The sequence below is a fragment of the Planomonospora sp. ID67723 genome, assembly GCF_015711605.1.
Classification (GTDB): Bacteria; Actinomycetota; Actinomycetes; order Streptosporangiales; family Streptosporangiaceae; genus Planomonospora_A.
In genome coordinates this window covers 21,920-46,726 of sequence record NZ_JABTEZ010000006.1, presented here as the reverse complement: position 1 = coordinate 46,726, position 24,807 = coordinate 21,920, and the positions used below count along the sequence as shown (strand labels likewise).

The window sequence follows — 24,807 nt, the reverse complement described above, 5'->3', positions numbered from 1 at the left end:
CAGGTACGGCCCGGCGGCGCGGGAACCCGTGAGCCGCCGGCCCCGGGAGCCCGGCAGCAGCGCACACGGCCCCTGTGGAGCCGTCGTGGAGCCGTCGTGGAGCCGTCGTGGAGCCATTGTGGACCGGGCCCACAATGTGGTTTCCTGCTTCGCCGGGCCCGGGACGCACCTCCCTGTCCCTGAAAGACCTCCCGAAAGCGAGCTCTCCCATGGACGGACACCAGCGGCTCCCGTCGTACGGCTCCCGCGTCCGGGGCTGCCTGCTCGGCGGCGCCGTCGGCGACGCCCTCGGCAACCCCGTCGAGTTCATGTCCCTGGCCCAGATCCGCTCGGAGTTCGGGCCCGCCGGGCTCACCGACATGATCAAGACCGATGTCACCGACGACACCCAGATGACGCTGTTCACCGCCGAAGGGCTGATCCGCGCCCGCCTGCACGGAGGTGACGCCGTCACCTCCGTGCACCGGGCCTACCTGCGCTGGTTCGACACCCAGAACCGCCCGGTCCCGGCCCCCCAGGACGGCGGCTTCCGCACCGGCTGGCTGCGCACCCAGGAGTGGCTGTACGCCCGCCGCGCCCCCGGCAACGCCTGCCTGTCCGGCCTGCGCTCCCGCATCACCCCGCGCCCGCCCGGCTCCCCGCTCGGCCACGGGCCCATCAACCCCGACTCCAAAGGCTGCGGCACCGTCATGCGCTCGGCCCCCTTCGGCCTGCTGCGCGGCCCCCGGGCCACGGGTCCTCACCCTGCGGACGACCCGGTCACCCTGGCCATCGCCACCGCCCGCCTGACCCACGGCCACCCCACCGCCGCCATCGCCTCCGGCGCCCTGGCCCACCTCGTCGACCGGCTCGTCCAGGGCGACTCACTCGCCGAGGCCGCCGCGTCCACGGAGTCGATGCTGTCCGCCTTCGACGGCCAGGGCGCCGAGCACCGGGAGACCGGCGACGCCCTGCGCGCGGCCCGGCGCCTGGCCGGGGCGGGCGAGCCCACCGCGGAGAAGGTCGAGAGCCTCGGCGAGGGCTGGATCGCCGAGGAGGCCCTGGCCGTCGCGCTCTACTGCGCCCTGGCCGAACCCGATCCGCGCGCGGCGCTGCTGCTGGCGGTCAACCACTCCGGTGACGCCGACTCCACCGGCGCCATCTGCGGAAACATCATCGGCGCGGCGTACGGCGAGGCCGCCCTGCCCGCCGACTGGGCGCATGCGGTCGAGGGCCGCGAGACCATCCTCCAGCTCGCCGACGACCTCGCGGCGGTCTCCGGTCTCGCCGCCCGTCACCCCTCGGACTGATCCGGCGTACGCCGTACGTCCCGCCGAGGATTCCCGCGCCCCGAGAACGTCCCGGCCGTCCGCGCTCCCGTCAGCCGTACGCCTGCTGCAGGTCATGAAGCCCGAAGCCGCAGACGATCCCTTCCGTCGCGTGCTTGAAATGGTTTTCCGCCGGATGCGGCGCAAGCGGCCGCTCCCAGCCGTACCGGTGCTCGCGGGCGTCATCGTGGTGCGGCACTGCCTGCTCAAGCGGTCTCCGGTTGCCTGCGGCCACTGAGCGCGACCAGACCCCTTGGGCTCGTTCACCTCGAGCGCGGCTCGCGCAGCGAGGCGGCGATGGCGGATGCGGGTGGCCGCCGGAGCGACGAAGGCGGAGAGGCGCCGACGATCGGGGCAGCCGCCTCCGGGTCCACGCCTTCGGTGCACCGAAAACATTCAACCTTTTAGTTGTGGATTAGAGGCGCGAGCCTTATCCTCAACCATATGGTTGAGGATAAGGGGATGCTGGACGCCGTGTTCCACGCCCTGGCCCACGACGCGCGGCGCACCATGCTGCGCCGCCTCGCCGGGGGGGAGCTCTCGGTCGGCGAGCTGGCCGCGCCGCTGCACATGTCCCTGGCCGCGGCGTCCAAGCACGTGAGGGTCCTCGAACAGGCCGGGCTGGTGCAGCGCACCATCACCGGACGCCGGCACGTGTGCCGGCTGCGGCCCCGCCCGCTGTCCGACGCGGTGGCCTGGCTGCGCTTCTACGAGCAGTTCTGGGACGCCCGGCTCGACGTCCTGCAGCACGTCCTCGACTCGCCGCACCCATCCGTCAGTGAGGAGCCACCATGACGTCCGACCTCGCGGCCTTCCCCGCCGTACGGCGCGAGCGCGTCCTGTCCGCGCCCGTGCACGCGGTCTACCGGGCCTGGCTGGATCCCGCGACCCTGCAACGGTGGCTGGCGCCCGGGTCTCTGGAGTGCGTCCGCGCGCTGGTCGACGAGCGCGTGGGCGGCCGGTACCGCATCTGGCAGACCGACTCGGACCAGCCCGTCGGCGGCTTCGACGCGCAGTTGCTCGAACTCGTGCCGGACCGGCGCATCGTCTGGCGCTGGGGCTTCATCGGCCCCGACCGCGACGCCGGTCCGATGTTCGACTCGCTGCTCACCGTCACCCTCGACGAAGCCCCGCAGGGCGGGACCCGTCTGGTGCTCGTGCACGAACAGCTCGACGCGCTGGCCGCCGCGATGCCCCACGTCGCCGGACAGGTCGGCGCCGGCTGGGACAGTGTCCTCGACCGGCTCACGGAGACGATCTGACCATGACAGCCGACCTGCACCCCGCGACCGCCGCGCTCGCCGCCCTCATCGGGCAGGTCCGCGACGACCAGCTCACCGCGCCCACTCCCTGCGGCGGCATCACCGTCGGCGAGCTGCTCGACCATGTCGACAGCCTCTGCGTCGCGTTCACCGCGGCCGCCGCCAAGACGCCCCTTGCCGGCGGTGGCCGCGCCCCGGTACCCGACGCGTCCCGGCTGGGCGGGGACTGGCGCCGCCGCCTCCCGGCCCGGCTGGGCGATCTGGCCCGGGCGTGGCGGGAGGAGTCGGCATGGACCGGCACCACCGAGGCCGGCGGCAACCGGCTACCGGCCGCCGCAGCAGGGGCGGCCGCACTCGACGAGGTCATCGTGCACGGCTGGGACCTCGCCGTCGCGACCGGACGGACCTACCCCGGCGCCGATCCCGCGCTGACCGAGGCCATGACCGCCGCGTACCGATGGGTCGGCGCCATCGTCGCCCAGCACCCGGACGGCAGCCCCGGGCTGTTCGGACCGCCGGTGCCCGTACCCGACGACGCACCGCTGCTGGATCGGCTGCTCGGGCTGACCGGCCGCCGTCCCGGCTGGCGCCCCGGCGACGCCGGTCCCTGACGGGACGGCCTCCCCCGCGGCCGATCCCCGCCTGCGCGTGATCTCGGGCGACACACCGGCCCAGCATCCGCGCCCGTGGACGGATACCCGCTTAACCTGCATAAACAGGATTCCGCGAAGGTCTGTTCACGCACCACTCCGCTGGAGGTGACGGGCTGTCTGATCATAATCATGGAGGACGACGATGAAGCATGCGGTTGTCCGGCGGCTGGGCCGTTCGGTGCTGGTGGCGGTGCTGGCCGCAGGGATGCTCCTGGCCGCCGCGCCCGCGGCGGTCGCCGAGCCCGACGCGGCCACGAAGAGAAAGCTGGGTCCGTTCGGATATCGCGGCGTGAAGCTCGAAATGAGCGTCGAGGAAGCCCGGGCGACAGGAAAGATCGTGCGCAGGACCCACTCGCGCCCGTGCTCGGCGTGGGACTTCAGGACGCCTCCGCACCGCAGCGACGGGTCGGACCTGTTCATCTCCAGACGGTACGGCGTGGCCGCCATCTTCGCCCCCGAGGGCGTCAAGACCCGTCGGGGAATCGAGATCGGTTCCACCAGGCGGCAGCTGGAAAGGGCTTACCCCCGTCTGGAGCGGAACATGAGCGGCTACTTCACCGCCCCCGTCCCGAAGAATCCGAGGGCCTACTTCTACTTCTTCCTGTCAGGCGGGAGGGTCGCCGACATGGGTCTGATCCTCAACCACCAAGACTGCGCCAACTGAGGGCCGTCTCGGCGGAGAGACGCCGGACCGCTTCCCGGGCGGTCCGAGCAGCAGTGCTCGGGACCGGACGCGGCCGGGGCCGAGGGCGACGATCACCCCTCGGCCATGACCCTGGGCGGGCTGCCCACGAGCATCCGGTCCACGTCGAGGATGACCGGTGCGCCCGGTGGCTGCACGGACGGGACCGGCAGCCACCGCGGGACACCGTGGACTGGAAGGCCGTCCCCGACGGGGACTGGCACCCGGCCGCCGGGGACGCCTCCGAGCGGCTCCGCGCGCCCTGGCAGGACACCGTGGCCCGCTCCCTGGTGGCGGAGACGCCGGCCGACGGCGGCCCGGCGCGCCCGGCCCGGCGGCCGCGCACAGGGCCTGAGGTCAGCGCCGCCGTTTCCTGCCGTGACCGCCGGGGCGCCCCCGGGAACCGGGAGCCGCGCGCACCAGGCGGCGCGGGCGGCGGTGGACCCACATCGGCTCGGCCACCAGCAGGCGGAACTCCTCCAGCGCCGCCTCCGCCGGATGCCCCGACCGCAGAACCTCCTTGGCCACCTCCGGCGCCTTCCTGCCGGCCATGGCATCGAGCTCCTTACGCACCTCCTCGGGCCGGCCGAGCTCCAGGAGGGTCAGCAGCCCCTCCGCGAGCACGAGCGTCTGCTCACGGTCGGTGAGATCGTCCACCTCGAGGACGCCCGTACGGAGGAGAGCCTGGATCGCGGTCGGTCCCAGCACGGGGTCGTGACGCAACCGCTCAAGGATCGCGTGCCCGTCGTCGAGACAGTCGACCAGGACGTCCAGCATGGCTGCGGCACGGGTGCGGAACGGGCATTCCCGTACGGCCCGCAGCAGCGGCTCGACGTCTTCGCCGTGCGCGGCCAGCCACCTGTCGACCTCCGCCCTGGCCGTCTCCGGCGGGTAGTGGTCGGCGACCGTGCCGAGCAGCTCGGCGGGGGCGGCTGCGACAAGCTCCCCGACCAGCGGAAGGTCCCGCCCCCAGGCGAGCATCCGTTCGCGCACGGCCCACGTGCCCAGCGGCGTCAGCCGCACCAGGGGCGGGGGCTCGGGAAGGCAGGCGAGGACCGCCTCGCGGATCTCCGGGGAGAGCGGGCCTTCCCGTTCGTACTCCTCGAGCGGATCGGCGCCGGACGCCTCCGCCGTGTCCGGGCTCAGCTCCACCACCCCCAGCCCGGCCAGCAGCGTGAACGCCCGCTCCAGGTCCTGGTCGAACCGGATGCGCCAGAGGAACTCCTGCTGCGGGCCGTCCGCGCCGGGGTAGCGTCGGAGGCGCCCCTTCCAGGCGCACCACGCCGTCTCCTGGATCAGGGTCATCGGCACGGGGCGCGGCCAGCCGTAGGCCAGGTCCAGCGCGTAGGAAACGATCTCCCCGGGCCAGATGGCGAGCAGCGAGGGCCCGGCCCCTTCTCCGGGGGGCACGCAGATGGCGCCTCCCAGCTCGAAGAACGCCTCGAAGGCCCGCCACCACAGCGCCCGCGGATCGCTGAGCAGAGGCGCGGACCGGGCGACCCTGCGCAGCCGTCCCCGGCTCACCCGGACCAGAGCCGTCTTCTTCGCCCATTTCAGCAGCAGATCGGTCTCGGCGTGCGCCCCGGCCCCGGACCCGCCGATTCCGAGCAGTTCCTCCAGCAGGAAGGCGTCCTGCGGCTGCAGTTTCCCGCCGGTGAGCGGGCGGCCGTCGGCGCCCGCCCATCCGGTGATGGACACCAGGTCGCGGACCACCATGCTGCTCGCGGCCGCCTCGTCGATCTCGCTGTCGGACGCCAGGCTCACCGGAGGCCGGACGGCCGTCCGCTTCTGGCCGGGCCCCGGCTCGAGCGTCTGCCACCTCACCAGGTAGCCGAGCACCCTCTCGTCGTATCGCACCCGTCCCGCTTCGACATCGCGCTGGAACTCGGCGAAGGCCCTGTCGTCGGCGGGGTCGACACCGTGCTCCCTCGCCGTCATCGCCCAGAACTTCACGAGCCCCCACCGATAGGGATTGACCACCGCCTCGGGGTACTCGCGTGCCGTCTCGGTGACGGCCCTGCCCAGCTCGGCCAGCGTGGCGCCGCGCGGATCGAGGAGCCCGGAGCTGGCGAGGTAGCACAGAAGCGTCCTCAGGCTCTCCGGAGCGGATCCCAGCTCACCGGGGTCGGCGGTCATCTGGCGGGGCATCCACCTCAGCAGCGTCTCGCGCACCTCCCGCGGCGTCCAGTAGCCGAGCCGCCCGTCCGCGCTGTGGTGCCGGGAGTCCAGCGCGACCGAGAGGGCCAGCTCGCCGGCCTCCATCCGGTGCCTTCCGGCCCAGGCCGTGCACCGGCGGATCAGCAGATCTTTGACCGCCTCGAACTCCTCGGCCTCTTCCGGGTCGAAATGCATCCGCACCGGCCGCGTCCCTTCTCTCACGCCACTACCTCGCGTGATCATTCCACAACGGAGTGTGCGGCATGGGGGTGTTGGGACAACCCTGCTCCCGGCCGCCTCCGGCGGGAGCCGCCGGCCCGCAGATCCGCCCGGAGCGCGAGTTCGAGCCCGCCACGGCGTGGTACGGCCGCCGCCCGGCGCGCCGGCTGCGGCACACAGCCTGCCCGCGTCAACGGTTCCGCCCTCGATATCCGGGCAGGAAGCGATGGATCGGACAATGTCGTCACATGCGGCATGACCTGTGACACGATGGACAAGGAGGCGTCCCATGGCGCTCATCGACCGTGAATGCGTCCGGAAGCTGCTGGAGTCACCGGACCCCGAGGCGACCCTGGTGTTCGTCCGGGGCGAGTGCGTGGTCCTGCCCGACGGGGAGATCGACGACGCCCACCGAGGGCTGGTCATCGCGAGCCGCAGGGAGCTGACCAGGCTGCTGCCCGGCGGTGACACGCTCACCGAGCAGCAGCTCGACACGCTGGCGGACCGGCTCGACAACGTCGTCCGGGACCTGGGCGCCTGACCGGAGCGCCGGCCCGCGCCGGACCGGGGCAACCGGCCGGCGCCGCCGGGCGACCGGGGCCCGGGTGGGCGGCGGGCGCGTGCTCCCGGACCGCGTGCCGGGCCTGCCCGGACCGGTCGCACAGGGCAGCCGGGTCAGTCGCGCGACACCATCCTGACGAACTCCTCGAAGGAGAACCGCCCGTCGCCGTCGGAGTCGGCGTCACGGCTCAGGGAGCCGATCGCCTCCGCCGGAAGGTCCGGGAAGTGCCGGACGAGCTCCGCCTCGGTGATGAAACCGTCGCCGTCGCCGTCGATGGCGGCGAACGTCTCCCGCAACTCGGTCAACCGCTCCGCTGACATGTGTTCCGCCTCTCGCAGTCCTGATCAGCAGACAAGGTATGAGATTTCCGTGCCGGTGAGAAATGCCGCCCATCGGCAATGATTGTGCAGTGCACAATGATATGCCGCGAACGTGGCGCCAGACGGTGAGGCCCCCTAGCTTGACCAGCGTGTTCGACATGCTCATCCTCGGCGGCCGCGTGGTCGACGGCACCGGCGCCGCGCCGTACCCCGCCGACGTCGGTGTCCGCGACGGCCGCATCGAGGCGGTCGGCGACCTCTCACCGGCGGACGTCCCCGGCGCGGCCCGGATCGACGCCACCGGCAGGCTGGTGGCCCCCGGCTTCATCGACACCCATGTGCACGGCGACGCCACCGTGCTGGACCCCGAGGTCCAGCACGCGGCGCTGCGGCAGGGCGTCACCACGTTCGTGCTCGGCCAGGACGGCCTGTCCTTCGCACCGTCCTCCCCGGAGACGCTGCGCTTCGTCACCCGCTACTTCGCCGCGATCAACGGCGCCCACCCGCTGCTGGACGGCGGGCCGGTGAGCGTGGCCGGGCTGCTGGACACCTACGACCGGACCACCGCGCTCAACACCGCCTACCTGGTCCCGCACGGCACGGTCCGGCACACCGCCGGCGCCGATCCCGGCGCGATGCTCCGCCTGGTGGAGCGGGGCCTGGAGGAGGGCGCGGCCGGGCTGTCCAGCGGCCTGGAGTACATCCCCGGCCGGTACGGCGACGCCGCCGAGCTCGCCGCGCTGTGCGCGCCCGTCGCCCGGGCCGGCCTGCCGTACGTGACCCACATGCGCGGCTACGAGGAGGCGGCGGCCGCCGGCATGGCCGAGGCCCGCACGATCGCCGAGCGCTCCGGGGCGGCGCTGCACGTCTCGCACTACCACGGCCCCGGCGCGCAGCTGGCCGGGATGGTCGACGACGCCCTCGCGGCCGGCCTGGACGTGACCTTCGACAGCTACCCCTATCTCAGCGGGTTCAGCATCCTGGCGATGGTCGCCCTCCCCCGTGACCTGGACGACCCGGACCTCGACCGCACCGTGGAGCGCCTGCGCGATACGGAGGTACGGCGCCGCCTGGCCCGCGAGACCGACCCCACGCTGTGGCACCGCGCTGTGCTGGCGCACGTCCCCTCCGCGGAGCTGGGCTGGGCCGAGGGCAGGAGCATCGCCGCGGCCGCGGCCGAGGCCGGCCGGGAGCCCGCCGCGTTCTGCGCGGACCTGCTGATCGCCACCGCGCTGGCCGCGAGCTGCGTGTTCGCCCAGCCGCCGGGCAACGACGACGCCTCCATGCGCCTGCTGCTGCGCCACCCGGCCCACCTGGGCGGGTCCGACGGCATCCACCTCGGCGGCCGCCCGCATCCCCGGGCCTTCGGCGCCTTCGCCCGCTTCCTCGGCCGGCATGTCCGCGAGCTGGGCGACTGGACGTGGCAGGAGGCGGTCGCGCACCTGTCCTCCGGTCCCGCCCGCCGGTTCCGCCTGCCGGACCGGGGGGAGATCCGCCCCGGCATGGTCGCGGATCTCGTGGTGATCGACCCGGAGAGGGTGGCCGATGCCGCCGACTACTCCCGGCCGCGCGTCCTCGCCGAGGGAATCGACGACGTGCTGGTCGGCGGTGTGCCGGTGCTGGCGGGCGGCGCCCTCACCGGTGCCCGCCCCGGCCGCCCGCTGAGGCCGCGATGAGCGCGCCTGCCCGTGATCCGGGCCGGACGGCGGGCGGGGAGCGCAACCAGTCGGCCTCGCTCCGCCGGGCGCTGGCCGTACTGGAGTACGTGCGCGACCACGCGGGCGCCGGGCAGGGCCTGTCGCTGTCGCGGCTGGCCGAGGCGCTCGGCCTGTCCAAGAGCACCGTGCTGCGGCTGACCGTCCCGCTGGTGGAGGCCAGGTTGCTGGAGCGCGACCGCAGAAGCGGCGCCTACCGCCTCGGCCACGGCACGCTCCGCCTCGGCCAGGCCTACCTGTCCACGCTCGACCTGCGCTCCGTGGCCGCCGAGGAGACGCGCGAGCTGATGCGGGAGGTCCGCGAGACCGTGCACCTGGTCGTCTACGAACCGCCGTACGTCGTCTACATCGACAAGGTCGAGGACGAGAGCAAGGTCCGCATGGCCTCGCGCGTCGGCAGCCGCGGGCGGCTCTACTGCACCGCCGTCGGCAAGGCGATCCTCGCCTGGCAGCCGGAGGCGGTCGTGGCGGAGACCGTGGCGGCGGGGATGCCCGCCCTCACCCGCCACACGATCACCGACCCGGTACGGCTCCGCACCGAGCTGGCCCGGATCCGGCAGCGCGGCTACGCCGTCGACGACCGGGAGAACGAGCCCGAGGTCCGCTGCGTCGCCGCGCCCATCTTCGGCCACGACGACTCCGTGTCCTCCGCCCTGTCCGTCTCCGGCCTGACCTCGCGGATCACCGCCGCCCGGGTGCGCGACCTGGGACCGCTGGTGGCGCGGGCCGCCCTTCGCATCTCGAGAAAGCTGGGATCCCACCGATGACCGATCTGGTGACGCTCGGCGAGACCATGGCCCTGTTCACCGCGCGCCGCGTCGGCCTGCTCCGGCACGCCCGCGAGTTCGACCTCGGCGTGGGCGGCGCGGAGTCGAACGTGGCGATAGGCGTCACCCGGCTGGGCCTGCGGGCGGCGTGGATCGGCCGGGTGGGGGCCGACGAGCTCGGCGAGCTGGTCCGCTCGACCCTGACCGGAGAGCACGTCGACACCTCCCGGACGGTCCTGGACCCGGACGCGCCCACCGGATTGATGATCAAGGGGAGGCGCACCGCGGACCTGGTGGACGTGGGCTACTACCGCTCGGCGAGCGCAGGCTCCCGGCTCCACCCGGACGATCTGGACCCGGAGCTGATCCGCTCGGCCCGCCTGCTGCACGTCACCGGGATCACCCCCGCGCTGTCGGCCTCGGCCCGGGAGGCGGTCCGCGCCGCGGTGACCGAGGCCCGCGCCGCCGGGGTGCCCGTCTCCATGGACGTCAACTACCGCCGGGCCCTGTGGCCGCCCGCCGAGGCGTCCGCCGTATTGTGCGAGATCGTCAAGACCGTCGACGTGCTGTTCGCCACCGAGGCCGAGGCGCGGCTGCTGGCCGACGGCGAGGGGCCCGCCGGGCTGGCCTCGGCCCTCACCGCCCTGGGTCCCCGCCATGTGCTGATCAAGCTCGGGGCGCGCGGGGCGGTGGAGCTCTCCGACGGCACGGTACGGCAGGCCGCGCCGTATCCGGTCACCGAGCTCGACCCGGTCGGCGCCGGTGACGCCTTCGCCGCCGGGTGGCTGGCCGACTGGCTGGAGGGGGCGGACCCCGAACGGCGGCTGGCCACCGCCTGCGCCGCCGGGGCGTTCGCGGTGACCGCGAACGGCGACTGGGAGAGCCTCCCCCGCCGCGCCGACCTGTCGCTCCTGACCCGGTCCGAAGCGGTGGACCGTTGACGCGCTCCCCCGGCTGAAGGTCCGGGCAGCGCCGACGGGCGCCGGGCGGCGTCCGGGCTGTACGGGTTGGTCCCGGACGGCACGACCCCGCCGATCCGGTCGGGTGCCGCGGTCGGAGCGCCTGCTCTCCGCGGAACGCGAGAGGCCCCCGTGGTGATGTCCACCACGGGGGCCTCTCGCAGGATCGTACGGCCGGGGCCGTACCGGCTAGTAGATCGGCCGGGAGGAGGAGCGCAGGCGCTCCAGTGCCTCGGCCAGGATCTGCGCGCCGTCCTTGTCGCTGCGACGCTCCTTCACGTAGGCGAGGTGCGTCTTGTAGGGCTCGTTGCGCGGAGGCGCGGGCGGGTTGGCCTCGTCCTGACCGGCCGGGAGACCGCAGCGCGGGCAGTCCCAGAACTCGGGGACGGCCGCGTCGCTGGCGAAGCTGGGGCGCGTCTCGTGCATGTTCGCGCACCAGAAGGGGACCCTTACACGGGGAGCCGCCTCGCCGCGCTCCGCCTCCCCCATCGGGCCGGCGCCGACACGGCTGCCACGGATCGCGTTGCCACTACCCACGGATGAACTCCTCGCTCGATGGCCCCACCGCCCGGGATGCGGGGGGGCTGTACCACTGTCACGCTTCCGGCAAGCCGAATCAGGGCTTCAGGAGCAGACCCAGCGCGATGATGCACACGAACCAGACCACCCCGGTGATGATGGTGAGCCGGTCAAGGTTGCGCTCCACCACCGACGAGCCTCCGAACGACGACGAGAAACCGCCGCCGAACAGATCCGACAGACCACCGCCCTTGCCCTTGTGGAGCAGGACGAGCAGGATCATCAGCATGCTCGACAGGATGAGGGCGATGGAGATTCCGATTGTCACCGTTGACCTGTTTCCTTATTGCGCGCGACCCGCGTCCGGGTGCGACCCCTTTGTATGACGCCCTGCGGCGTGACGATTCGAACTTGCTCTAAGAGGGTACGACCTGCTGTCAAGTCGTACCCTCCGAACGGCCCAGTCAGCCGGACATTTCACTGAACCGGCAGAGTTTGACGAACTCTCCCGGGTCGAGGCTCGCGCCGCCGACCAGGGCTCCGTCGACATCGGGCTGGGCCATGATGCCGGCGATGTTGTCGGACTTGACCGAGCCACCGTAGAGGATGCGGACGGCCGCGGCCACCTCGCCGTCGTACAGCTCGGCGAGCCGGGCGCGCAGCGCCCCGCAGACCTCCTGCGCGTCGGCCGGGGTGGCCACCTCCCCGGTGCCGATGGCCCAGACCGGCTCGTAGGCCAGGACGATCGAGGCGGCCTGCTCGGCCGGGACCTCGCGGAGCGCCCCGTCGAGCTGCGCGACGCTGTGCGCCACGTGGCCACCGGCCTGGCGGACCTCCAGGCCCTCTCCCACGCACAGGATCGGCGTGAGGGAGTGCCGGTAGGCGGCCCGTACCTTGGCGTTGACGAGCGCGTCGTCCTCGCGGTGGTACTGCCGCCGCTCGGAGTGGCCGATCGTGACGAAGGTGCAACCGAGCTTGGCGAGCATGGCACCGGAGATCTCCCCGGTGTAGGCCCCGCCGTCGAACGCCGACAGGTCCTGCGCGCCGTACACGATCCGCAGCTTGTCGCCGTCCACCAGCGTCTGCACGCTGCGCAGGTCGGTGTACGGCGGCAGCACGGCGACCTCGACCTTGTCGAAGTCCTTGTCGTTCAGCGCGAACGCCAGCTTCTGGACGGTGGCGATGGCCTCGAGGTGGTTGAGGTTCATCTTCCAGTTGCCGGCGATGAGGGGTCTGCGCTCCATCTGCTATGCCTCCAGGGCGGCGAGTCCGGGCAGGGTCTTGCCTTCCAGGTATTCGAGGCTGGCCCCGCCACCGGTGGAGATGTGCGAGAACCCGTCCTCGGGCAGGCCGAGCCGGCGCACGGCCGCGGCCGAGTCGCCACCGCCGACGACGGTGAACGCCTCCGAGGCGACCAACGCCTCGGCGACCGCGCGAGTTCCCTCGGAGAACGCCTCGAACTCGAAGACGCCCATCGGGCCGTTCCAGAACACCGTCCTGGCGTCGGCCAGCTTGGCCGCGAACAGCTCGCGGCTGCGCGGGCCGATGTCGAGCCCCTGCCGGTCGGCCGGGATCGCGGTGGCGTCGACCACCTCGTACTCGGCGTCCTCGGCGAACTCGTCGGCGGCCAGCACGTCGACCGGGAGGATGAGCTCCACGCCGCGCTCGGCCGCCTCGCTGAGGAAGCCGCGCACCTGGTCGAGCTGGTCCTCCTGCAGCAGCGACTTCCCGACCTCGAAGCCCTGCGCCTTGAGGAAGGTGTAGGCCATGCCGCCGCCGATGAGCAGCCGGTCGACCTTGGTGAGCAGGTTGGCGATGACGCCGAGCTTGTCGGAGACCTTCGCCCCGCCGAGCACCACGGCGTACGGCCGGGCCGGGTCCTCGGTCAGCCGCCTGAGCACCCCGACCTCGGTCGTGATCAGCCCGCCCGCCGCGTGCGGCAGGATCTCCGGCACGTCGTAGACGCTGGCGTGCCTGCGGTGCACCGCGCCGAAGCCGTCGCCGACGTAGAGCTCGGCGAGACCTGCCAGCCTCCCGGCGAACTCGGCCCGCTGGGTGTCGTCCTTGGCCGTCTCACCCGGCTCGAAGCGCAGGTTCTCCAGCAGGGCCACCTCGCCGTCGCCCAGACCGGCCACGATCGACTGGGCGGAGGAGCCCACCGTGTCGGAGGCGAAGGCGACCTCGACCTCCAGGAGCTCGCCCAGCCGCCTGGCCACGGGGGCCAGGGAGTATTTCGGGTCGGGCGAGCCCTTCGGGCGGCCGAGGTGGGCGCAGACGATCACCTTGGCGCCGCGCCCGGCCAGGTCCCTGATGGTCGGGAGCGAGGCGCGGATGCGGCCGTCGTCGGTGATGACGTCCCCCTCCAGGGGGACGTTGAGGTCGGCGCGCACGAGCACGCGCCGGCCCTTCACGTCGAGCTGGGACAGGTCCTTCATCAGAGGTCGGCGCCCACGAGCTCGATGAGGTCGCCGAGGCGGTTGGAGTAGCCCCACTCGTTGTCGTACCAGCCGACGACCTTGACCTGGTTGCCGGTCACCTTGGTGAGGCCGGCGTCGAAGATGCAGGAGGCCGGGTCGGTGACGATGTCGGAGGAGACGATCGGGTCCTCGGTGTAGGTGAGGAAGCCCTTGAGCGCGCCCTCGGCGGCGGCCTTGAGCGCGGCGTTGACCTCCTCGACGGTGGTGTCGCGGCCGACCTCGACGGTCAGGTCGGTGGCCGAGCCGGTGGGGATCGGCACGCGCAGCGCGTAGCCGTCGAGCTTGCCCTTGAGCTCGGGCAGGACCAGGCCGATGGCCTTGGCGGCGCCGGTGGAGGTCGGCACGATGTTCAGCGCGGCGGCGCGGGCGCGGCGCAGGTCCTTGTGCGGCGCGTCCTGCAGGTTCTGGTCCTGCGTGTAGGCGTGGATGGTGGTCATCAGACCCTTCTTGATCTCGAAGGTGTCGTGGAGGACCTTGGCCATCGGCGCCAGGCAGTTGGTGGTGCAGGACGCGTTGGAGATGACGGTGTGGTTGGCCGGGTCGTACTTGTCATGGTTGACGCCCATGACGATGGTGACGTCCTCGTTCTTGGCCGGGGCCGAGATGATGACCTTCTTGGCGCCGTTCTCGGCGTGCACCCGGGCCTTCTCGGCGTCGGTGAAGAAGCCGGTGGACTCCACGACCACGTCCACGCCCAGGTCTCCCCAGGGCAGCTTGGCGGGGTCGCGCTCGGCGAAGGCCTTGATCGCCTTGCCGCCCACGATGATCTCGTCGGCGGTGCTCTTCACCTCGTACGGCAGGCGGCCGAGGATGCTGTCGTACTTGAGCAGGTGGGCGAGCGTGGCGTTGTCGGTCAGGTCGTTGACCGCAACGATCTCGATGTCCTTGCCACTGGCAGCGACCGCGCGCCAGAAGTTGCGGCCGATGCGGCCGAATCCGTTGACGCCTACGCGGATGCTCACGGTGCCGGTCTCCTCGTACGTCGGTGCGCCGGGCCGGTTGGACCGGCGACATTGGCGGGCTGGTACCTCACCGCGAACCCTATCGGACCTGGATTGGTTTAGACCATTGGTGGTCCCCTGTTCGCTGACCCCTGCATGTTCTGCAAATAACCCGCTTTTGTCGGACTTTTCAAGTAAAGTCCCCCACTCGTCGCAGTAAGCACCTTCACCTCATCAGGAAGCGCAATGACACCCACCACCCCCAGCCTCGCAGCGGTCTGGTGCCCGGCATCGTCGTCGGGCTCCTCGCCGCGGTCCTGGGCGCCGCCGCCTACGGGGCGTTCATCTTCGTCACCGAGATCGAGCTCGGCCTCGCCGCCATCGGCGTCGGCGTTCTCGTCGGCCTGGCCATGATGGCCGTCAAGCCCTCCAGCCCGGTGCTGCCCGCCTTGGCCGCGCTCTTCTCCCTCGCGGGCGCCGCCCTGGGCACCTTCATCGGCGCCGTCGGCCTGCTGGTGAAGTTCAACGGCGGCGCGCCGGCCTACGGCGACGCCGTGAGAGTGGTGGCGGAGGTCTTCCCCGATGCCGTCACGGAGGATCCCAAGACCCTGCTCTTCTGGGTGATCGCCGGCGCCGCGGGCTTCAGCTTCGTGAACAAGCGGGTCAAGGCCGCCCGCGAGGCCCTCGCCGCCCCGTCCTACCCGCAGCAGGACGAGGCGCCGGTGGAGAACTTCAAGCCGCGCAACCCGGCGTAGCAGGCGCAGGCCGTACGGCGCCGCGCGGACGGCCGGGGAGCCTCAGGAGGTGAGCATGTCCACCGTGAGATTCGCCTCGGTGTTGGGGATGCCGATGTCCTGGGCGCGCTTGTCGGCCATGGCGAGCAGGCGGCGGATGCGCCCGGCGATGGCGTCCTTGGTCAGCGGCGGATCGGCGAGCTGGCCGAGCTCCTCCAGAGAAGCCTGCTTGTGCTCCACCCGGAGCCGCCCGGCGATCACCAGGTGCTCCGGGGCCTCCTCCCCGAGGATCTCCAGAGCGCGCTGGACCCGGGCGCCGGCGGCGACCGCGGCGCGGGCCGAGCGGCGCAGGTTGGCGTCGTCGAAGTTGGCCAGGCGGTTGGCGGTCGCGCGCACCTCGCGGCGCATGCGGCGCTCCTCCCAGGCCAGCACGCTGTCGTGGGCGCCCAGGCGGGTCAGGAGCGCGCTGATCGCGTCGCCGTCGCGGACCACGACCCGGTCGATGCCGCGCACCTCGCGGGCCTTGGCGTGGATCTTCAGCCGCCGCGCGGAGCCGACCAGCGCGAGCGCCGCCTCGGGCCCCGGGCAGGTGATCTCCAGCGACATCGAGCGGCCGGGCTCGGTGAGGGAGCCGTGCGCCAGGAAGGCTCCCCGCCAGGCGGCCTCGGCGTCGCAGGTCGCCCCGGCGACGACCTGGCGCGGCAGGCCGCGGACCGGCCGCCCGTGATTGTCGATCAGCCCGGTCTGCCGGGCCAGGGCCTCCCCGTCGCGGTAGACCCGCACGACGTAGCGGGAGCCCTTGCGCAGCCCCGCGGGAGCCAGCACGAGCACCTCGGCCTTGTGCCCGAACACCTCTCCGATGTCCTTGATGAGCCGCCGTGCCGTGACGTTGGTGTCCAGCTCCGCCTCGATCACGATCCGCCCGCCCACCAGGTGCAGTCCGCTCGCGAACCGGAGCAGCGTCGACACCTCGGCCTTGCGGCAGCAAGGCTTGAGGACCGGCAGCCTGCTCAGCTCGTCCTTCACTACACCTGTCATCGCCATGCGCGTTCGTCCTCCCCCATGTGAACCCCGTGCGGCCCGGGATAGACCAGGCTCACAGAAGTTTCTCGCACTCCGGGGCCGCTCCGGCCAGGATCATCGCTTCTCATGGAAAATCTCGTCCAGGACGGAGGCAAGACGCCGTGCATCGTGCCGCGGCGAGCCGTCCGGGGCCGCGACGTCGGCCAGCACGAGCCGTCCGCCCAGCCCGGCGGCGGCCTTCTCCAGCTCCCCGGGATCGTCGACCACGCCGGTGTCGGCCAGCACCACGTCGATCTCCAGGGCGGGCGCATGCCGGTGCAGCACCTCCAGATGCTGCTGGGGGGAGAAGTCGTCGGTCTCCCCCGGCTGGGGTGCCAGGTTCAGCGTGACGAGGTGCCGGGCGCGGGTGGCGTGCAGGGCCTCGGCCAGCCGGGGCACCTTCAGATGCGGCAGGACGCTGGTGAACCACGATCCGGGGCCGAAGACCACCCAGTCGGCGTCCAGCACCGCCTGGACCGCCTCGGGGCAGGCCGGAGGGTTGTCGGGGACGAGCGAGATGGCCTGGACCCGGCCGGGGGTGAGGGCGCAGGCCACCTGGCCGTGCACGGTGCTCAGCTCGCCGTCCAGCTCCACCTCGGCGGCGATGTCGAGCGGGACGGAGGACATCGGCAGCACCCTGCCGTGCGCGCCGAGCAGCCGTCCCAGCCAGTCGAGCCCGGCGACCGTGTCGCCGAGCTTCTCCCACAGCGCCACGATCAGCAGGTTGCCGACCGCGTGGCCGTGCAGTTCGCCCTCGCTGCGGAAGCGGTGCTGGACGACCTCGCTCCAGGTCCGGCCCCACTCGTCGTCGCCGCAGAGCGCGGCCAGGGCCATCCGCAGGTCACCCGGAGGCACCACGCCGAGCTCCCGGCGGAGCCGTCCGCTGGAGCCCCCGTCGTCGGCCACGGTGACCACCGCGGTCAGCTCGGAGGTGACCCTGCGCAGCGCCGACAGCGAGGCGTAGAGCCCGTGCCCCCCGCCCAGCGCGACGACCCGTGGGCCCTCCCCCGTGCCGGAGCCTCCGCCGGGGCCGCCGCCGGACTCTCCCGCGGGTACGGCGCCGCCCCGCGGCCCGACGCCCGCGCGCGTTCCCGCCCTCTCCGGCCCGCTCACTCCCGGCCCACATCCCGGTGGCTGACCTGCACGTCCATGCCGCCCCGGTCGCGCAGCCGGCCGGCGATCTGCTCGGCCATGGCCACGCTGCGGTGTTTGCCTCCGGTGCAGCCGACGGCGAGCGTGGCGTAACTCTTGCCCTCGCGGGTGTATCCGGCGGCGATGATGCTCACCACCTCCTCGTAGGCGTCGAGGAGCTCCTTGGCGCCCGCCTGGTTGAGGACGTACTCCCGCACGGGGGTGTCCAGGCCGTTCATCGGGCGCAGCTCCGGAACCCAGTGGGGGTTGGGCAGGAAGCGGCAGTCGACGACCAGGTCGGCGTCCACGGGCAGGCCGTACTTGAACCCGAAGGAGACCACGTTGACCCGCAGGCCCGGCCGGTCCTCGCCGCCGAAGAACGCGACGATCTTGCCGCGGAGCTCGTGGACGTTGAGGTTGGAGGTGTCGATGACCAGGTCGGCGTTGGCCCGGACGTCGCGCAGGATGCCGCGCTCGCGGGCGATCCCGTCGACCAGCCGGCCGTCTCCCTGGAGCGGGTGGGGGCGGCGGACGTTCTCGAACCTGCGGACCAGCTCCTCGTCGCTGGCCTCCAGGAACACCACCCGTACGGCGATGCCGCGCCCGTCCAGCTCTCCGATCGCGGCGTTGAGGTCGGTGGTGAAGGCCAGGCTGCGCACGTCGACCACCGCGGCCACCTTGTCGGCGGCCAGCTTGACCCGGCCCGCCTCCTCCGCCATGGCGAACAGCAGCCCGGGCGGCAGGTTGTCGATGACGAACCAGCCCAGGTCCTCCAGGGCCTTGGCCGCCGTGCTCCGCCCCGCCCCGGACATGCCGGTGACGATGACGAACGCGGGCTCTCTCTCACTCACGCTGGGTTCTCCCCCTTCAGGGCCGACACGATCGTCTCGGCCGTGGCGGGGCCGATTCCGGGAACCTGGCAGATCTCGGCGGCGGTCGCCTCGCGCAGCCGTTTCACCGATCCGAAATGCTTGATCAGGGCCTGCCTCCGGGCCGGGCCGAGCCCGGGAACGTCGTCCAGGGCGCTCTCCCGCACGCTCTTGGAGCGCTTGGAACGATGGTAGGCGATGGCGAAGCGGTGCGCTTCGTCACGCACTCGCTGCAGAAGGTAAAGGGCCTCGCTGGAGCGGGGGAGGATGACCGGCAGATCCTCCCCCGGCAGCCACACCTCCTCCAGCCGCTTGGCCAGGCCGCAGACCGCGACGTCGTCGACGCCGAGCTCGTCCAGCGCCCGCCGGGCGGCGGCCGCCTGGGCCGGGCCGCCGTCCACGACGACCAGGTGCGGCGGATAGGCGAACTTCCTCGGCCGGCCCGTCTCCGGGTCGACGGCCGACCCCGCCGCGGGCCCGGCGCCGTCCTCCGCGCCGGGCCCGGTGTCGAGCTCCGGGCCCGTCTCCGAGCCGGTCTCCGGGCCGGGTCCCGCCACGGGCTCGGTACCCGGCTCGACGTCCAGCTCGCCGGTGGCCGAGCGCTCCTCCAGGTAGCGTTTGAACCTGCGCGAGATCACCTCGTGGATGGAGGCGACGTCGCCCTCGGCCGATCGGACCGAGAACCTGCGGTATTCGCTCTTGCGGGCCAGGCCGTCCTCGAACACCACCATCGAGGCCACCACGTTGGTGCCCTGCAGGTGGGAGACGTCGTAGCACTCGATGCGCAGCGGAGCCTGGTCCAGGTCGAGCGCCTCGGCGATCTCCTGCAGCGCCCTGCTCCGCGTGGTCAGATCGCTGGACCGCTTGATCTTGTGCTGGGTCAGCGACTCCTTGGCGTTGCGCTCGACGGTCTCCATCAGCGACCGTTTGTCGCCCCGCTGCGGCACGCGGATCTCCACCCGGGCCCCGCGGCGTTCGCCGAGGAGCGCGGCGACGGCGTCCGCGTCGGGCGGGAGCACCGGCACCAGCACCTCCCTGGGCAGCGTCTCGGAGGTGGCCTCGCCGTACATCTGCAGCAGGAAGTGCTCGACCAGCGCGGCCGGCCCGGCCTCCTCGACCTTGTCGACCACCCAGCCCTGCTGGCCCCGGATCCGCCCGCCGCGCACGTAGAACACCTGGACGGCCGCCTCCAGGACGTCTTCGGCCAGGGCGATCACGTCGCAGTCGGTGCTGTCGCCCAGCACCACCGCCTGCTTCTCCAGCGCCCGCCGCAGCGCCTCGACGTCGTCGCGGAGCCTGGCCGCCCGTTCGTACTCCTGCTCGGCGGCGGCCTGGCGCATCTCCCCCTCCAGCCGCTTGATGAACCGGCCGGTGTTGCCCGCCATGAAGTCGCAGAAGTCCTCGGCGAGCGCGCGGTGCTCGGCCTCGGTGACCCGGGAGACGCACGGCGCCGAGCACTTGTCGATGTAGCCCAGCAGACAGGGCCGCCCGATCTGCGCGGCCCGCCGGAACACCCCCGACGAGCAGCTCCTGATCGGGAACACCCGCAGCAGCAGGTCGACGGTCTCCCTGATCGCCCAGGCGTGGGAGTAGGGGCCGAAGTAACGGGTGCCCTTGCGCTTGGCGCCACGCAGCACCTGGACCCGGGGGAACTCCTCGCCCATCGTGACCGCGAGGTAGGGGTAGGACTTGTCGTCGCGGTATTTGACGTTGAAGCGCGGGTCGTACTCCTTGATCCAGGAGTATTCGAGCTGGAGCGCCTCGACCTCGGTGCCGACGACCGTCCAGTCGACGCCGGCGGCGGTCGTGAGCATGGTCTGGGTGCGCGGGTGCAGACCCGCGAAGTCGGCGAAGTAGGAGTTGAGCCGCTGCCGCAGGCTCTTGGCCTTGCCGACGTATATGACCCGGCCCTCGGGATCCCTGAACCGGTAGACGCCGGGGGACTCGGGGATCGACCCCGGACTCGGCCGGAAACTCACCGGACCGCCTGCAGATCTTGCCACGCAATCAAGCCTATCGGCCCGCACCGACAGGGATCCCTGTCTCCGGATCCCCGTCCCCGCGGACCGCGCCGTCCGCCGTACCGCCGGGCCCCTCGTCCCGGGCGGTACGGCGCACGGCCGCTCAGGCCAGGGTGATCGACTCGCCGTCGACCTTGATGGCCTTCTCCGGAAGGGGCTTGTTGGCCGGGCCGTCGGCCACGGAGCCGTCGGCGATGTTGAACTTGCTGCCGTGGCAGGGGCAGTTGATGGTGCCGCCCTCGACGTCGGCGACGTCGCACCCCTGGTGAGTGCAGACGGAGCTGAAGCACTTGAACTCCCCGGCCTTCGGCTGGGTCACCACGACCTTCTCGGCCTTGAAGACCTTGCCGCCGCCCTCGGGGATGTCCCCCGTCTTGGCCAGCGCCTCGGCCGCGGCGCCGCCGTCACCGGAGCCCGACCCCGAACCGGAGTCCGAGCCGGTCGTCGGCGCGGACGAGGCCGCGGGCTCGCTCGCCTCGTCCGCCGTCGGCTGGCCGTAGCCCGAGCACGCGGTCAGCACGGCCGTGAGCCCCACGCCCCCGGCTCCCAGCATCACCGCGCGACGAGTCGTCGTATCTGCCATGGTCACCCTCCCAGGTCCCTTTCCTGTCGGTACGGCTCGCGTCCCGATGACGGTTCAGCATGCCGCACCCGACGTCAGGAGACTGTGAAGATTTACGCCTTCGGCGCATCCGCCTCCCGGCGTCCCGGACCGGAGCCCGATCAGGCCGGACCGGGACGGGCTCGGGCCGGGTCCTCAGACCATGACGATGCCGCCGCCCTCCACCTTCAGCGCGAACTCGACCAGCGGGGCCTGCGCCGGGCCCTTGAGGCACTTGCCGGAGACGGCGTCGAACTCGCTGCCGTGGCAGGGGCAGCGCATGACGCCCTCGCTGGGGCTGCTGACCGCGCAGCCCTTGTGCGGGCAACTGGCGTTGAACGCCTTGAACACCCCGGCACTCGGCTGGGTGATCACGATCTTCCACTCGTGGATCACCTTGCCGCCGCCCACCGGGATGTCGGCGGTCTGCGCCACGACCTTGCCCTTGACCGCCGGCGGCGGCCCGGCCGGGGCGCGTTCCCCGGTGCCGCAGCCGGTCAGCGCCGCACCGCACGCCACGACCCCCATGGCCCCGACTGTGCCGATCACATGCCTGCGCGTGGGCATGGCAGAACCATCACTGCTGCTCATTGCGGCCCTTCTCGCAACGTCCCCCGTGAAAACCGGGCTCAGGTCAAGGGTATTGACGTGGGGCCCAGGTCCCGAACCCGGGCTCGGGGGCGTCCGGTGGCACGTGGGCCACGCGGCCCGCCCCCGCCGGCCCGTCCCGCGGGCCCTTCCCGCCCCGGATGCGGCGGAGCGGGACGCGGCCCGGCGCTAGCTGCCGAGGATCTTGCGCAGGAAGCGGCCGGTGTGGCTGGCCTCGACCAGCGCGACCTCCTCGGGCGTGCCGGTGGCGAGCACGGTGCCGCCCTTGGAACCGCCCTCGGGACCCATGTCGATGATCCAGTCGGCGGTCTTGATGACGTCGAGGTTGTGCTCGATCACGATGACCGTGTTCCCGCCGTCGACGAGCTTGCCGAGCACGCCCAGCAACCGCCGGATGTCCTCGAAGTGCAGGCCGGTGGTCGGCTCGTCCAGCACGTAGATCGTCCGGCCGGTGGAGCGGCGCTGCAGCTCCGAGGCGAGCTTGACGCGCTGGGCCTCGCCGCCGGACAGGGTGGTGGCGGGCTGGCCGAGCCGGACGTAGCCCAGGCCGACGTCGTTGAGCGTCTTGAGGTAGCGCTTGATCGCCGGGATGGCGTCGAAGAACTCGAGCGCCTCCTCGATCGGCATGTCGAGCACCTCGGAGATCGTCTTGCCCTTGTAGTGGACCTCCAGGGTCTCCCGGTTGTAGCGCGCGCCGTGGCAGACCTCGCACGGCACGTACACGTCGGGCAGGAAGTTCATCTCGATCTTGATGGTGCCGTCGCCCGAGCAGGCCTCGCACCGCCCGCCCTTGACGTTGAAGCTGAAACGGCCCTTGGCGTAGCCGCGGACCTTGGCCTCGGTGGTCTGGGCGAACAGGTCGCGCACCTTGTCGAAGACGCCAGTGTAGGTCGCCGGGTTCGATCGGGGGGTGCGGCCGATCGGCGACTGGTCCACGTGCACGACCTTGTCGACCAGGTCCATGCCGTTGACCCGCGAGTGCCGGCCGGGGACCGTGCGGGCGCCGTTCAGCTCCTTGGCCAGGGCGTTGTAGAGAATGTCGTTGACCAGCGTGGACTTGCCGGACCCGGAGACGCCGGTAACCGCGGTGAACACCCCGAGCGGGAACTCCACGTCCACGCCTTTGAGGTTGTGCTCGCGCGCGCCCTTCACGGTGATCTGCCGCTTGCGGTCGCGGCGGCGGCGCTCGGCCGGGATCGCGATGGCCTTGCGCCCGGACAGGTAGGCGCCGGTGATCGACTCCTCGCACGCCAGCAGCTCGGGAACCGTGCCGGAGACGACGACCTGGCCGCCGTGCTCGCCCGCGCCGGGACCGATGTCCACCACCCAGTCGGCGGCGGCGATGGTGTCCTCGTCGTGCTCGACCACGATGAGGGTGTTGCCCATGTCGCGCAGCCGGATCAGGGTCTCCAGCAACCGCTGGTTGTCACGCTGGTGCAGGCCGATGGAGGGCTCGTCCAGCACGTAGAGCACGCCGACCAGGCCCGAGCCGATCTGGGTGGCCAGCCGGATGCGCTGGGCCTCGCCGCCGGCGAGCGTGCCCGCCGCGCGGTCCATGGTCAGGTAGTCGAGGCCGACGTCGAGCAGGAAGCCCATCCGGGCGTTGATCTCCTTGACCACCCGCTCGGCGATCTGCATGTCGCGCTCGGAGAGCTGCAGCTCGGCCAGGAACCTCGCGCAGTCGCCGATCGACATCGCCGAGACGTCGGCGATGGAGCGCCCGTCCACCGTGACGGCCAGCGAGACCGGCTTGAGCCTCGCCCCCTTGCAGGCCGGGCACGGGATCTCCCGCATGTAGCCTTCGTACTTCTCCCGCATGCCGTCGCTCTCGGACTCGGCATGGCGGCGCTGCACCCAGGGGATGACGCCCTCGAAGGTGGTGTAGTAGGAGCGCTCGCGGCCGTAGCGGTTGCTGTAGCGGACGTGCACCTGCTCGTCGTGGCCGTGCAGCAGCGCCTTCTGCGCCTTCTTCGGCAACCGCTCCCACGGGGTGTCGAGGTTGAAGCCGATCGCCTTGCCGAGGGCCTCGACGAGGCGCTCGAAGTAGTCGCTGGTGTGGCCGCCCGCCCACGGGCTGAGCGCGCCGTCCCCGAGGGTCGCCTCCGGGTCGGGCACGACCAGCTCCGGGTCGACCTCCATCCGCACGCCCAGACCCGTGCACTCCGGGCAGGCGCCGAACGGCGAGTTGAAGGAGAACGAGCGGGGCTCCAGCTCCTCGAACGACAGGTCGTCGTAGGGGCAGTAGAGGTGCTCGGAGTAGAAGCGCTCGCGGTTCGGGTCGTCCTCGGGGAGATCGACGAACTCCAGCGTGATCGTGCCGCCCGACAGCTGCAGGGCGGTCTCCACCGAGCCGGTGAGGCGGCTGCGTGCGCTCTCCTTGACGGCGAGCCGGTCGACGATGACCTCGATGTCGTGCTTCTCGTACTTCTTCAGCTTCGGCGGCTCGTCCAGCCGGATCACCGTGCCGTCGACCCTGGCGCGGGCGTATCCCTTCGCCTGCAGTTGCCCGAACAGCTCGGTGTATTCACCCTTGCGGCCGCGGATCACCGGGGCGAGCACCTGGAAGCGGGTGCCCTCCTCGAGCTCCATCACCCGGTCCACGATCTGCTCGGGACTCTGCCGGGCGATCGCGCGGCCGCACTGCGGGCAGTGCGGCTTGCCGATGCGCGCCCACAGCAGGCGCAGGTAGTCGTATACCTCGGTGATCGTGCCGACGGTCGACCGAGGGTTGCGGCTGGTCGACTTCTGGTCGATCGACACCGCGGGCGACAGTCCCTCGATGAAGTCCACGTCGGGCTTGTCCATCTGGCCGAGGAACTGCCTGGCGTACGCCGAGAGGGACTCGACGTAACGCCGCTGGCCCTCGGCGAAGATGGTGTCGAAGGCCAGGCTGGACTTGCCGGACCCGGACAGGCCGGTGAAGACGATCAGCGAGTCTCGCGGCAGCTCCAGCGAGACGTCCTTGAGATTGTGTTCGCGTGCGCCACGCACGATGAGGCGGTCAGCCACAGTAGTCCCGACGTCGATGTAGAAGGTTGAGAAGCGGTCGCGGGAAGAGTAGCGACGGGGTCCGACAATTTCGCGGAGTGTCGTCCGGGGGGCAACGGCTTCCCCGTTTTCCGGGGACAGGGTTTCCCGCCCTTTCCAGGGTACGGCCTCCCCCGTGTCCGGCGGGTCCCTTCTCACCCAAGAGCGGGCGAACCCCTCATTCATCCGTCACGTGAACTTCCGTACTCCTTC

General features: G+C 72.0%; 25 protein-coding genes. 10 read left to right on the top strand and 15 right to left on the bottom strand.

Annotated elements, in window-relative coordinates:
• Positions 1–209 precede the first annotated feature (209 nt).
• The gene (locus HS041_RS34800; protein WP_196445151.1) at positions 210–1,289 is read left to right on the top strand and encodes an ADP-ribosylglycohydrolase family protein; all 1,080 of its coding nucleotides are present in this window, start codon (positions 210–212) and stop codon (positions 1,287–1,289) included.
• 70 nt (positions 1,290–1,359) lie between these two features.
• Here HS041_RS34800 and HS041_RS34795 read toward each other — a convergent pair whose 3' ends face one another.
• Positions 1,360–1,542: a hypothetical protein gene (locus tag HS041_RS34795; protein ID WP_196445150.1), complete on the bottom strand. Its 183-nt coding sequence runs from the start codon at positions 1,540–1,542 to the stop codon at positions 1,360–1,362.
• Between the two features lie 209 nt (positions 1,543–1,751).
• Here HS041_RS34795 and HS041_RS34790 point away from each other — a divergent pair, with 209 nt between their 5' ends.
• From HS041_RS34790 to HS041_RS34775, 4 genes are all read left to right on the top strand, one after another.
• The gene (locus HS041_RS34790) at positions 1,752–2,102 is read left to right on the top strand and encodes an ArsR/SmtB family transcription factor (RefSeq protein ID WP_230880243.1); all 351 of its coding nucleotides are present in this window, start codon (positions 1,752–1,754) and stop codon (positions 2,100–2,102) included.
• Positions 2,099–2,569, top strand: coding sequence for an SRPBCC family protein (locus tag HS041_RS34785; protein ID WP_196445149.1), 471 nt, complete (start codon positions 2,099–2,101; stop codon positions 2,567–2,569). Before HS041_RS34790 ends, HS041_RS34785 begins: the two co-directional genes overlap by 4 nt.
• Before the next feature lie 2 nt (positions 2,570–2,571).
• Positions 2,572–3,180, top strand: coding sequence for a TIGR03086 family metal-binding protein (locus HS041_RS34780; protein WP_196445148.1), 609 nt, complete (start codon positions 2,572–2,574; stop codon positions 3,178–3,180).
• Between the two features lie 184 nt (positions 3,181–3,364).
• Positions 3,365–3,886: a hypothetical protein gene (locus tag HS041_RS34775; RefSeq protein WP_196445147.1), complete on the top strand. Its 522-nt coding sequence runs from the start codon at positions 3,365–3,367 to the stop codon at positions 3,884–3,886.
• A gap of 375 nt (positions 3,887–4,261) precedes the next feature.
• Here the strand turns inward: HS041_RS34775 and HS041_RS34770 are convergent, their stop codons facing one another.
• Positions 4,262–6,283 (bottom strand): hypothetical protein, encoded by a 2,022-nt coding sequence (locus tag HS041_RS34770; protein WP_307845599.1) that lies wholly within the window; start codon positions 6,281–6,283, stop codon positions 4,262–4,264.
• 286 nt (positions 6,284–6,569) lie between these two features.
• Here HS041_RS34770 and HS041_RS34765 point away from each other — a divergent pair, with 286 nt between their 5' ends.
• A complete protein-coding gene (locus HS041_RS34765) occupies positions 6,570–6,821 on the top strand; it encodes a hypothetical protein (protein WP_196445145.1) in 252 nt (83 codons plus the stop codon).
• Positions 6,822–6,955: 134 nt separating this feature from the next.
• Here HS041_RS34765 and HS041_RS34760 read toward each other — a convergent pair whose 3' ends face one another.
• Complete coding sequence (locus HS041_RS34760; RefSeq protein WP_196445144.1) at positions 6,956–7,162, bottom strand: EF-hand domain-containing protein; 207 nt, start codon at positions 7,160–7,162, stop codon at positions 6,956–6,958.
• A gap of 158 nt (positions 7,163–7,320) precedes the next feature.
• Here HS041_RS34760 and HS041_RS34755 point away from each other — a divergent pair, with 158 nt between their 5' ends.
• Genes HS041_RS34755 through HS041_RS34745 form a run of 3 tightly spaced genes read left to right on the top strand, consistent with a single transcriptional unit; the run spans position 7,321 to position 10,585 of the window.
• On the top strand, positions 7,321–8,838 hold the full coding sequence (locus tag HS041_RS34755) for an N-acyl-D-amino-acid deacylase family protein (protein ID WP_230880276.1): 1,518 nt from the start codon (positions 7,321–7,323) through the stop codon (positions 8,836–8,838).
• The gene (locus HS041_RS34750; RefSeq protein WP_196445143.1) at positions 8,835–9,644 is read left to right on the top strand and encodes an IclR family transcriptional regulator; all 810 of its coding nucleotides are present in this window, start codon (positions 8,835–8,837) and stop codon (positions 9,642–9,644) included. Before HS041_RS34755 ends, HS041_RS34750 begins: the two co-directional genes overlap by 4 nt.
• Positions 9,641–10,585: a sugar kinase gene (locus HS041_RS34745; RefSeq protein WP_196445142.1), complete on the top strand. Its 945-nt coding sequence runs from the start codon at positions 9,641–9,643 to the stop codon at positions 10,583–10,585. Before HS041_RS34750 ends, HS041_RS34745 begins: the two co-directional genes overlap by 4 nt.
• 207 nt (positions 10,586–10,792) lie before the next feature.
• Here the strand turns inward: HS041_RS34745 and HS041_RS34740 are convergent, their stop codons facing one another.
• The 5 genes from HS041_RS34740 to gap form a co-directional block, all read right to left on the bottom strand.
• Positions 10,793–11,140: an RNA polymerase-binding protein RbpA gene (locus HS041_RS34740; protein WP_012892502.1), complete on the bottom strand. Its 348-nt coding sequence runs from the start codon at positions 11,138–11,140 to the stop codon at positions 10,793–10,795.
• 79 nt (positions 11,141–11,219) lie between these two features.
• On the bottom strand, positions 11,220–11,450 hold the full coding sequence (gene secG / locus HS041_RS34735; RefSeq protein ID WP_068899030.1) for a preprotein translocase subunit SecG: 231 nt from the start codon (positions 11,448–11,450) through the stop codon (positions 11,220–11,222).
• Between the two features lie 136 nt (positions 11,451–11,586).
• On the bottom strand, positions 11,587–12,366 hold the full coding sequence (tpiA, locus tag HS041_RS34730) for a triose-phosphate isomerase (protein WP_196445141.1): 780 nt from the start codon (positions 12,364–12,366) through the stop codon (positions 11,587–11,589).
• A gap of 3 nt (positions 12,367–12,369) precedes the next feature.
• Positions 12,370–13,557 carry a phosphoglycerate kinase gene (locus HS041_RS34725; RefSeq protein ID WP_196445140.1) on the bottom strand — a complete coding sequence of 396 codons (1,188 nt, stop codon included), beginning with the start codon at positions 13,555–13,557 and terminating at the stop codon, positions 12,370–12,372.
• Positions 13,557–14,561, bottom strand: a complete 1,005-nt coding sequence (gene gap, locus HS041_RS34720; protein WP_196445139.1) for a type I glyceraldehyde-3-phosphate dehydrogenase — start codon at positions 14,559–14,561, stop codon at positions 13,557–13,559. The genes HS041_RS34725 and gap overlap by 1 nt, the downstream gene beginning before the upstream one ends.
• 260 nt (positions 14,562–14,821) lie before the next feature.
• Here gap and HS041_RS34715 point away from each other — a divergent pair, with 260 nt between their 5' ends.
• Entirely contained in the window at positions 14,822–15,295 is a 474-nt protein-coding gene (locus HS041_RS34715) for a hypothetical protein (RefSeq protein ID WP_196445138.1), read from the top strand.
• A gap of 42 nt (positions 15,296–15,337) precedes the next feature.
• Here HS041_RS34715 and whiA read toward each other — a convergent pair whose 3' ends face one another.
• The 7 genes from whiA to uvrA all read right to left on the bottom strand — a co-directional run bounded on the left by whiA (position 15,338) and on the right by uvrA (position 24,576).
• Entirely contained in the window at positions 15,338–16,318 is a 981-nt protein-coding gene (whiA, locus tag HS041_RS34710) for a DNA-binding protein WhiA (RefSeq protein WP_196445137.1), read from the bottom strand.
• A gap of 93 nt (positions 16,319–16,411) precedes the next feature.
• The gene (locus HS041_RS34705; RefSeq protein ID WP_196445464.1) at positions 16,412–17,320 is read right to left on the bottom strand and encodes a gluconeogenesis factor YvcK family protein; all 909 of its coding nucleotides are present in this window, start codon (positions 17,318–17,320) and stop codon (positions 16,412–16,414) included.
• 125 nt (positions 17,321–17,445) lie between these two features.
• Positions 17,446–18,318 (bottom strand): RNase adapter RapZ, encoded by an 873-nt coding sequence (gene rapZ, locus HS041_RS34700; RefSeq protein WP_196445136.1) that lies wholly within the window; start codon positions 18,316–18,318, stop codon positions 17,446–17,448.
• Positions 18,315–20,315 carry an excinuclease ABC subunit UvrC gene (gene uvrC, locus HS041_RS34695; protein ID WP_196445463.1) on the bottom strand — a complete coding sequence of 667 codons (2,001 nt, stop codon included), beginning with the start codon at positions 20,313–20,315 and terminating at the stop codon, positions 18,315–18,317. Before uvrC ends, rapZ begins: the two co-directional genes overlap by 4 nt.
• Before the next feature lie 145 nt (positions 20,316–20,460).
• Entirely contained in the window at positions 20,461–20,940 is a 480-nt protein-coding gene (locus tag HS041_RS34690) for a Rieske (2Fe-2S) protein (protein WP_196445135.1), read from the bottom strand.
• Between the two features lie 174 nt (positions 20,941–21,114).
• The gene (locus HS041_RS34685) at positions 21,115–21,525 is read right to left on the bottom strand and encodes a Rieske (2Fe-2S) protein (protein ID WP_230880242.1); all 411 of its coding nucleotides are present in this window, start codon (positions 21,523–21,525) and stop codon (positions 21,115–21,117) included.
• 210 nt (positions 21,526–21,735) lie between these two features.
• Positions 21,736–24,576: an excinuclease ABC subunit UvrA gene (uvrA, locus tag HS041_RS34680; protein WP_196445133.1), complete on the bottom strand. Its 2,841-nt coding sequence runs from the start codon at positions 24,574–24,576 to the stop codon at positions 21,736–21,738.
• Positions 24,577–24,807: the final 231 nt, after the last annotated feature.

Bases quoted from the DNA above. Each gene is read 5' to 3' on its own strand.
- HS041_RS34725 (WP_196445140.1), bottom strand. From the start codon at position 13,557: ATGAAGGACCTGTCCCAGCTCGACGTGAAGGGCCGGCGCGTGCTCGTG.
- HS041_RS34785 (WP_196445149.1), top strand. From the start codon at position 2,099: ATGACGTCCGACCTCGCGGCCTTCCCCGCCGTACGGCGCGAGCGCGTC.
- HS041_RS34760 (WP_196445144.1), bottom strand. From the start codon at position 7,162: ATGTCAGCGGAGCGGTTGACCGAGTTGCGGGAGACGTTCGCCGCCATC.
- whiA (WP_196445137.1), bottom strand. From the start codon at position 16,318: ATGGCGATGACAGGTGTAGTGAAGGACGAGCTGAGCAGGCTGCCGGTC.
- HS041_RS34780 (WP_196445148.1), top strand. From the start codon at position 2,572: ATGACAGCCGACCTGCACCCCGCGACCGCCGCGCTCGCCGCCCTCATC.
- HS041_RS34800 (WP_196445151.1), top strand. From the start codon at position 210: ATGGACGGACACCAGCGGCTCCCGTCGTACGGCTCCCGCGTCCGGGGC.
- HS041_RS34750 (WP_196445143.1), top strand. From the start codon at position 8,835: ATGAGCGCGCCTGCCCGTGATCCGGGCCGGACGGCGGGCGGGGAGCGC.
- HS041_RS34775 (WP_196445147.1), top strand. From the start codon at position 3,365: ATGAAGCATGCGGTTGTCCGGCGGCTGGGCCGTTCGGTGCTGGTGGCG.
- HS041_RS34790 (WP_230880243.1), top strand. From the start codon at position 1,752: ATGGTTGAGGATAAGGGGATGCTGGACGCCGTGTTCCACGCCCTGGCC.
- tpiA (WP_196445141.1), bottom strand. From the start codon at position 12,366: ATGGAGCGCAGACCCCTCATCGCCGGCAACTGGAAGATGAACCTCAAC.
- HS041_RS34745 (WP_196445142.1), top strand. From the start codon at position 9,641: ATGACCGATCTGGTGACGCTCGGCGAGACCATGGCCCTGTTCACCGCG.
- HS041_RS34765 (WP_196445145.1), top strand. From the start codon at position 6,570: ATGGCGCTCATCGACCGTGAATGCGTCCGGAAGCTGCTGGAGTCACCG.
- HS041_RS34755 (WP_230880276.1), top strand. From the start codon at position 7,321: ATGCTCATCCTCGGCGGCCGCGTGGTCGACGGCACCGGCGCCGCGCCG.
- HS041_RS34690 (WP_196445135.1), bottom strand. From the start codon at position 20,940: ATGGCAGATACGACGACTCGTCGCGCGGTGATGCTGGGAGCCGGGGGC.
- HS041_RS34685 (WP_230880242.1), bottom strand. From the start codon at position 21,525: ATGCCCACGCGCAGGCATGTGATCGGCACAGTCGGGGCCATGGGGGTC.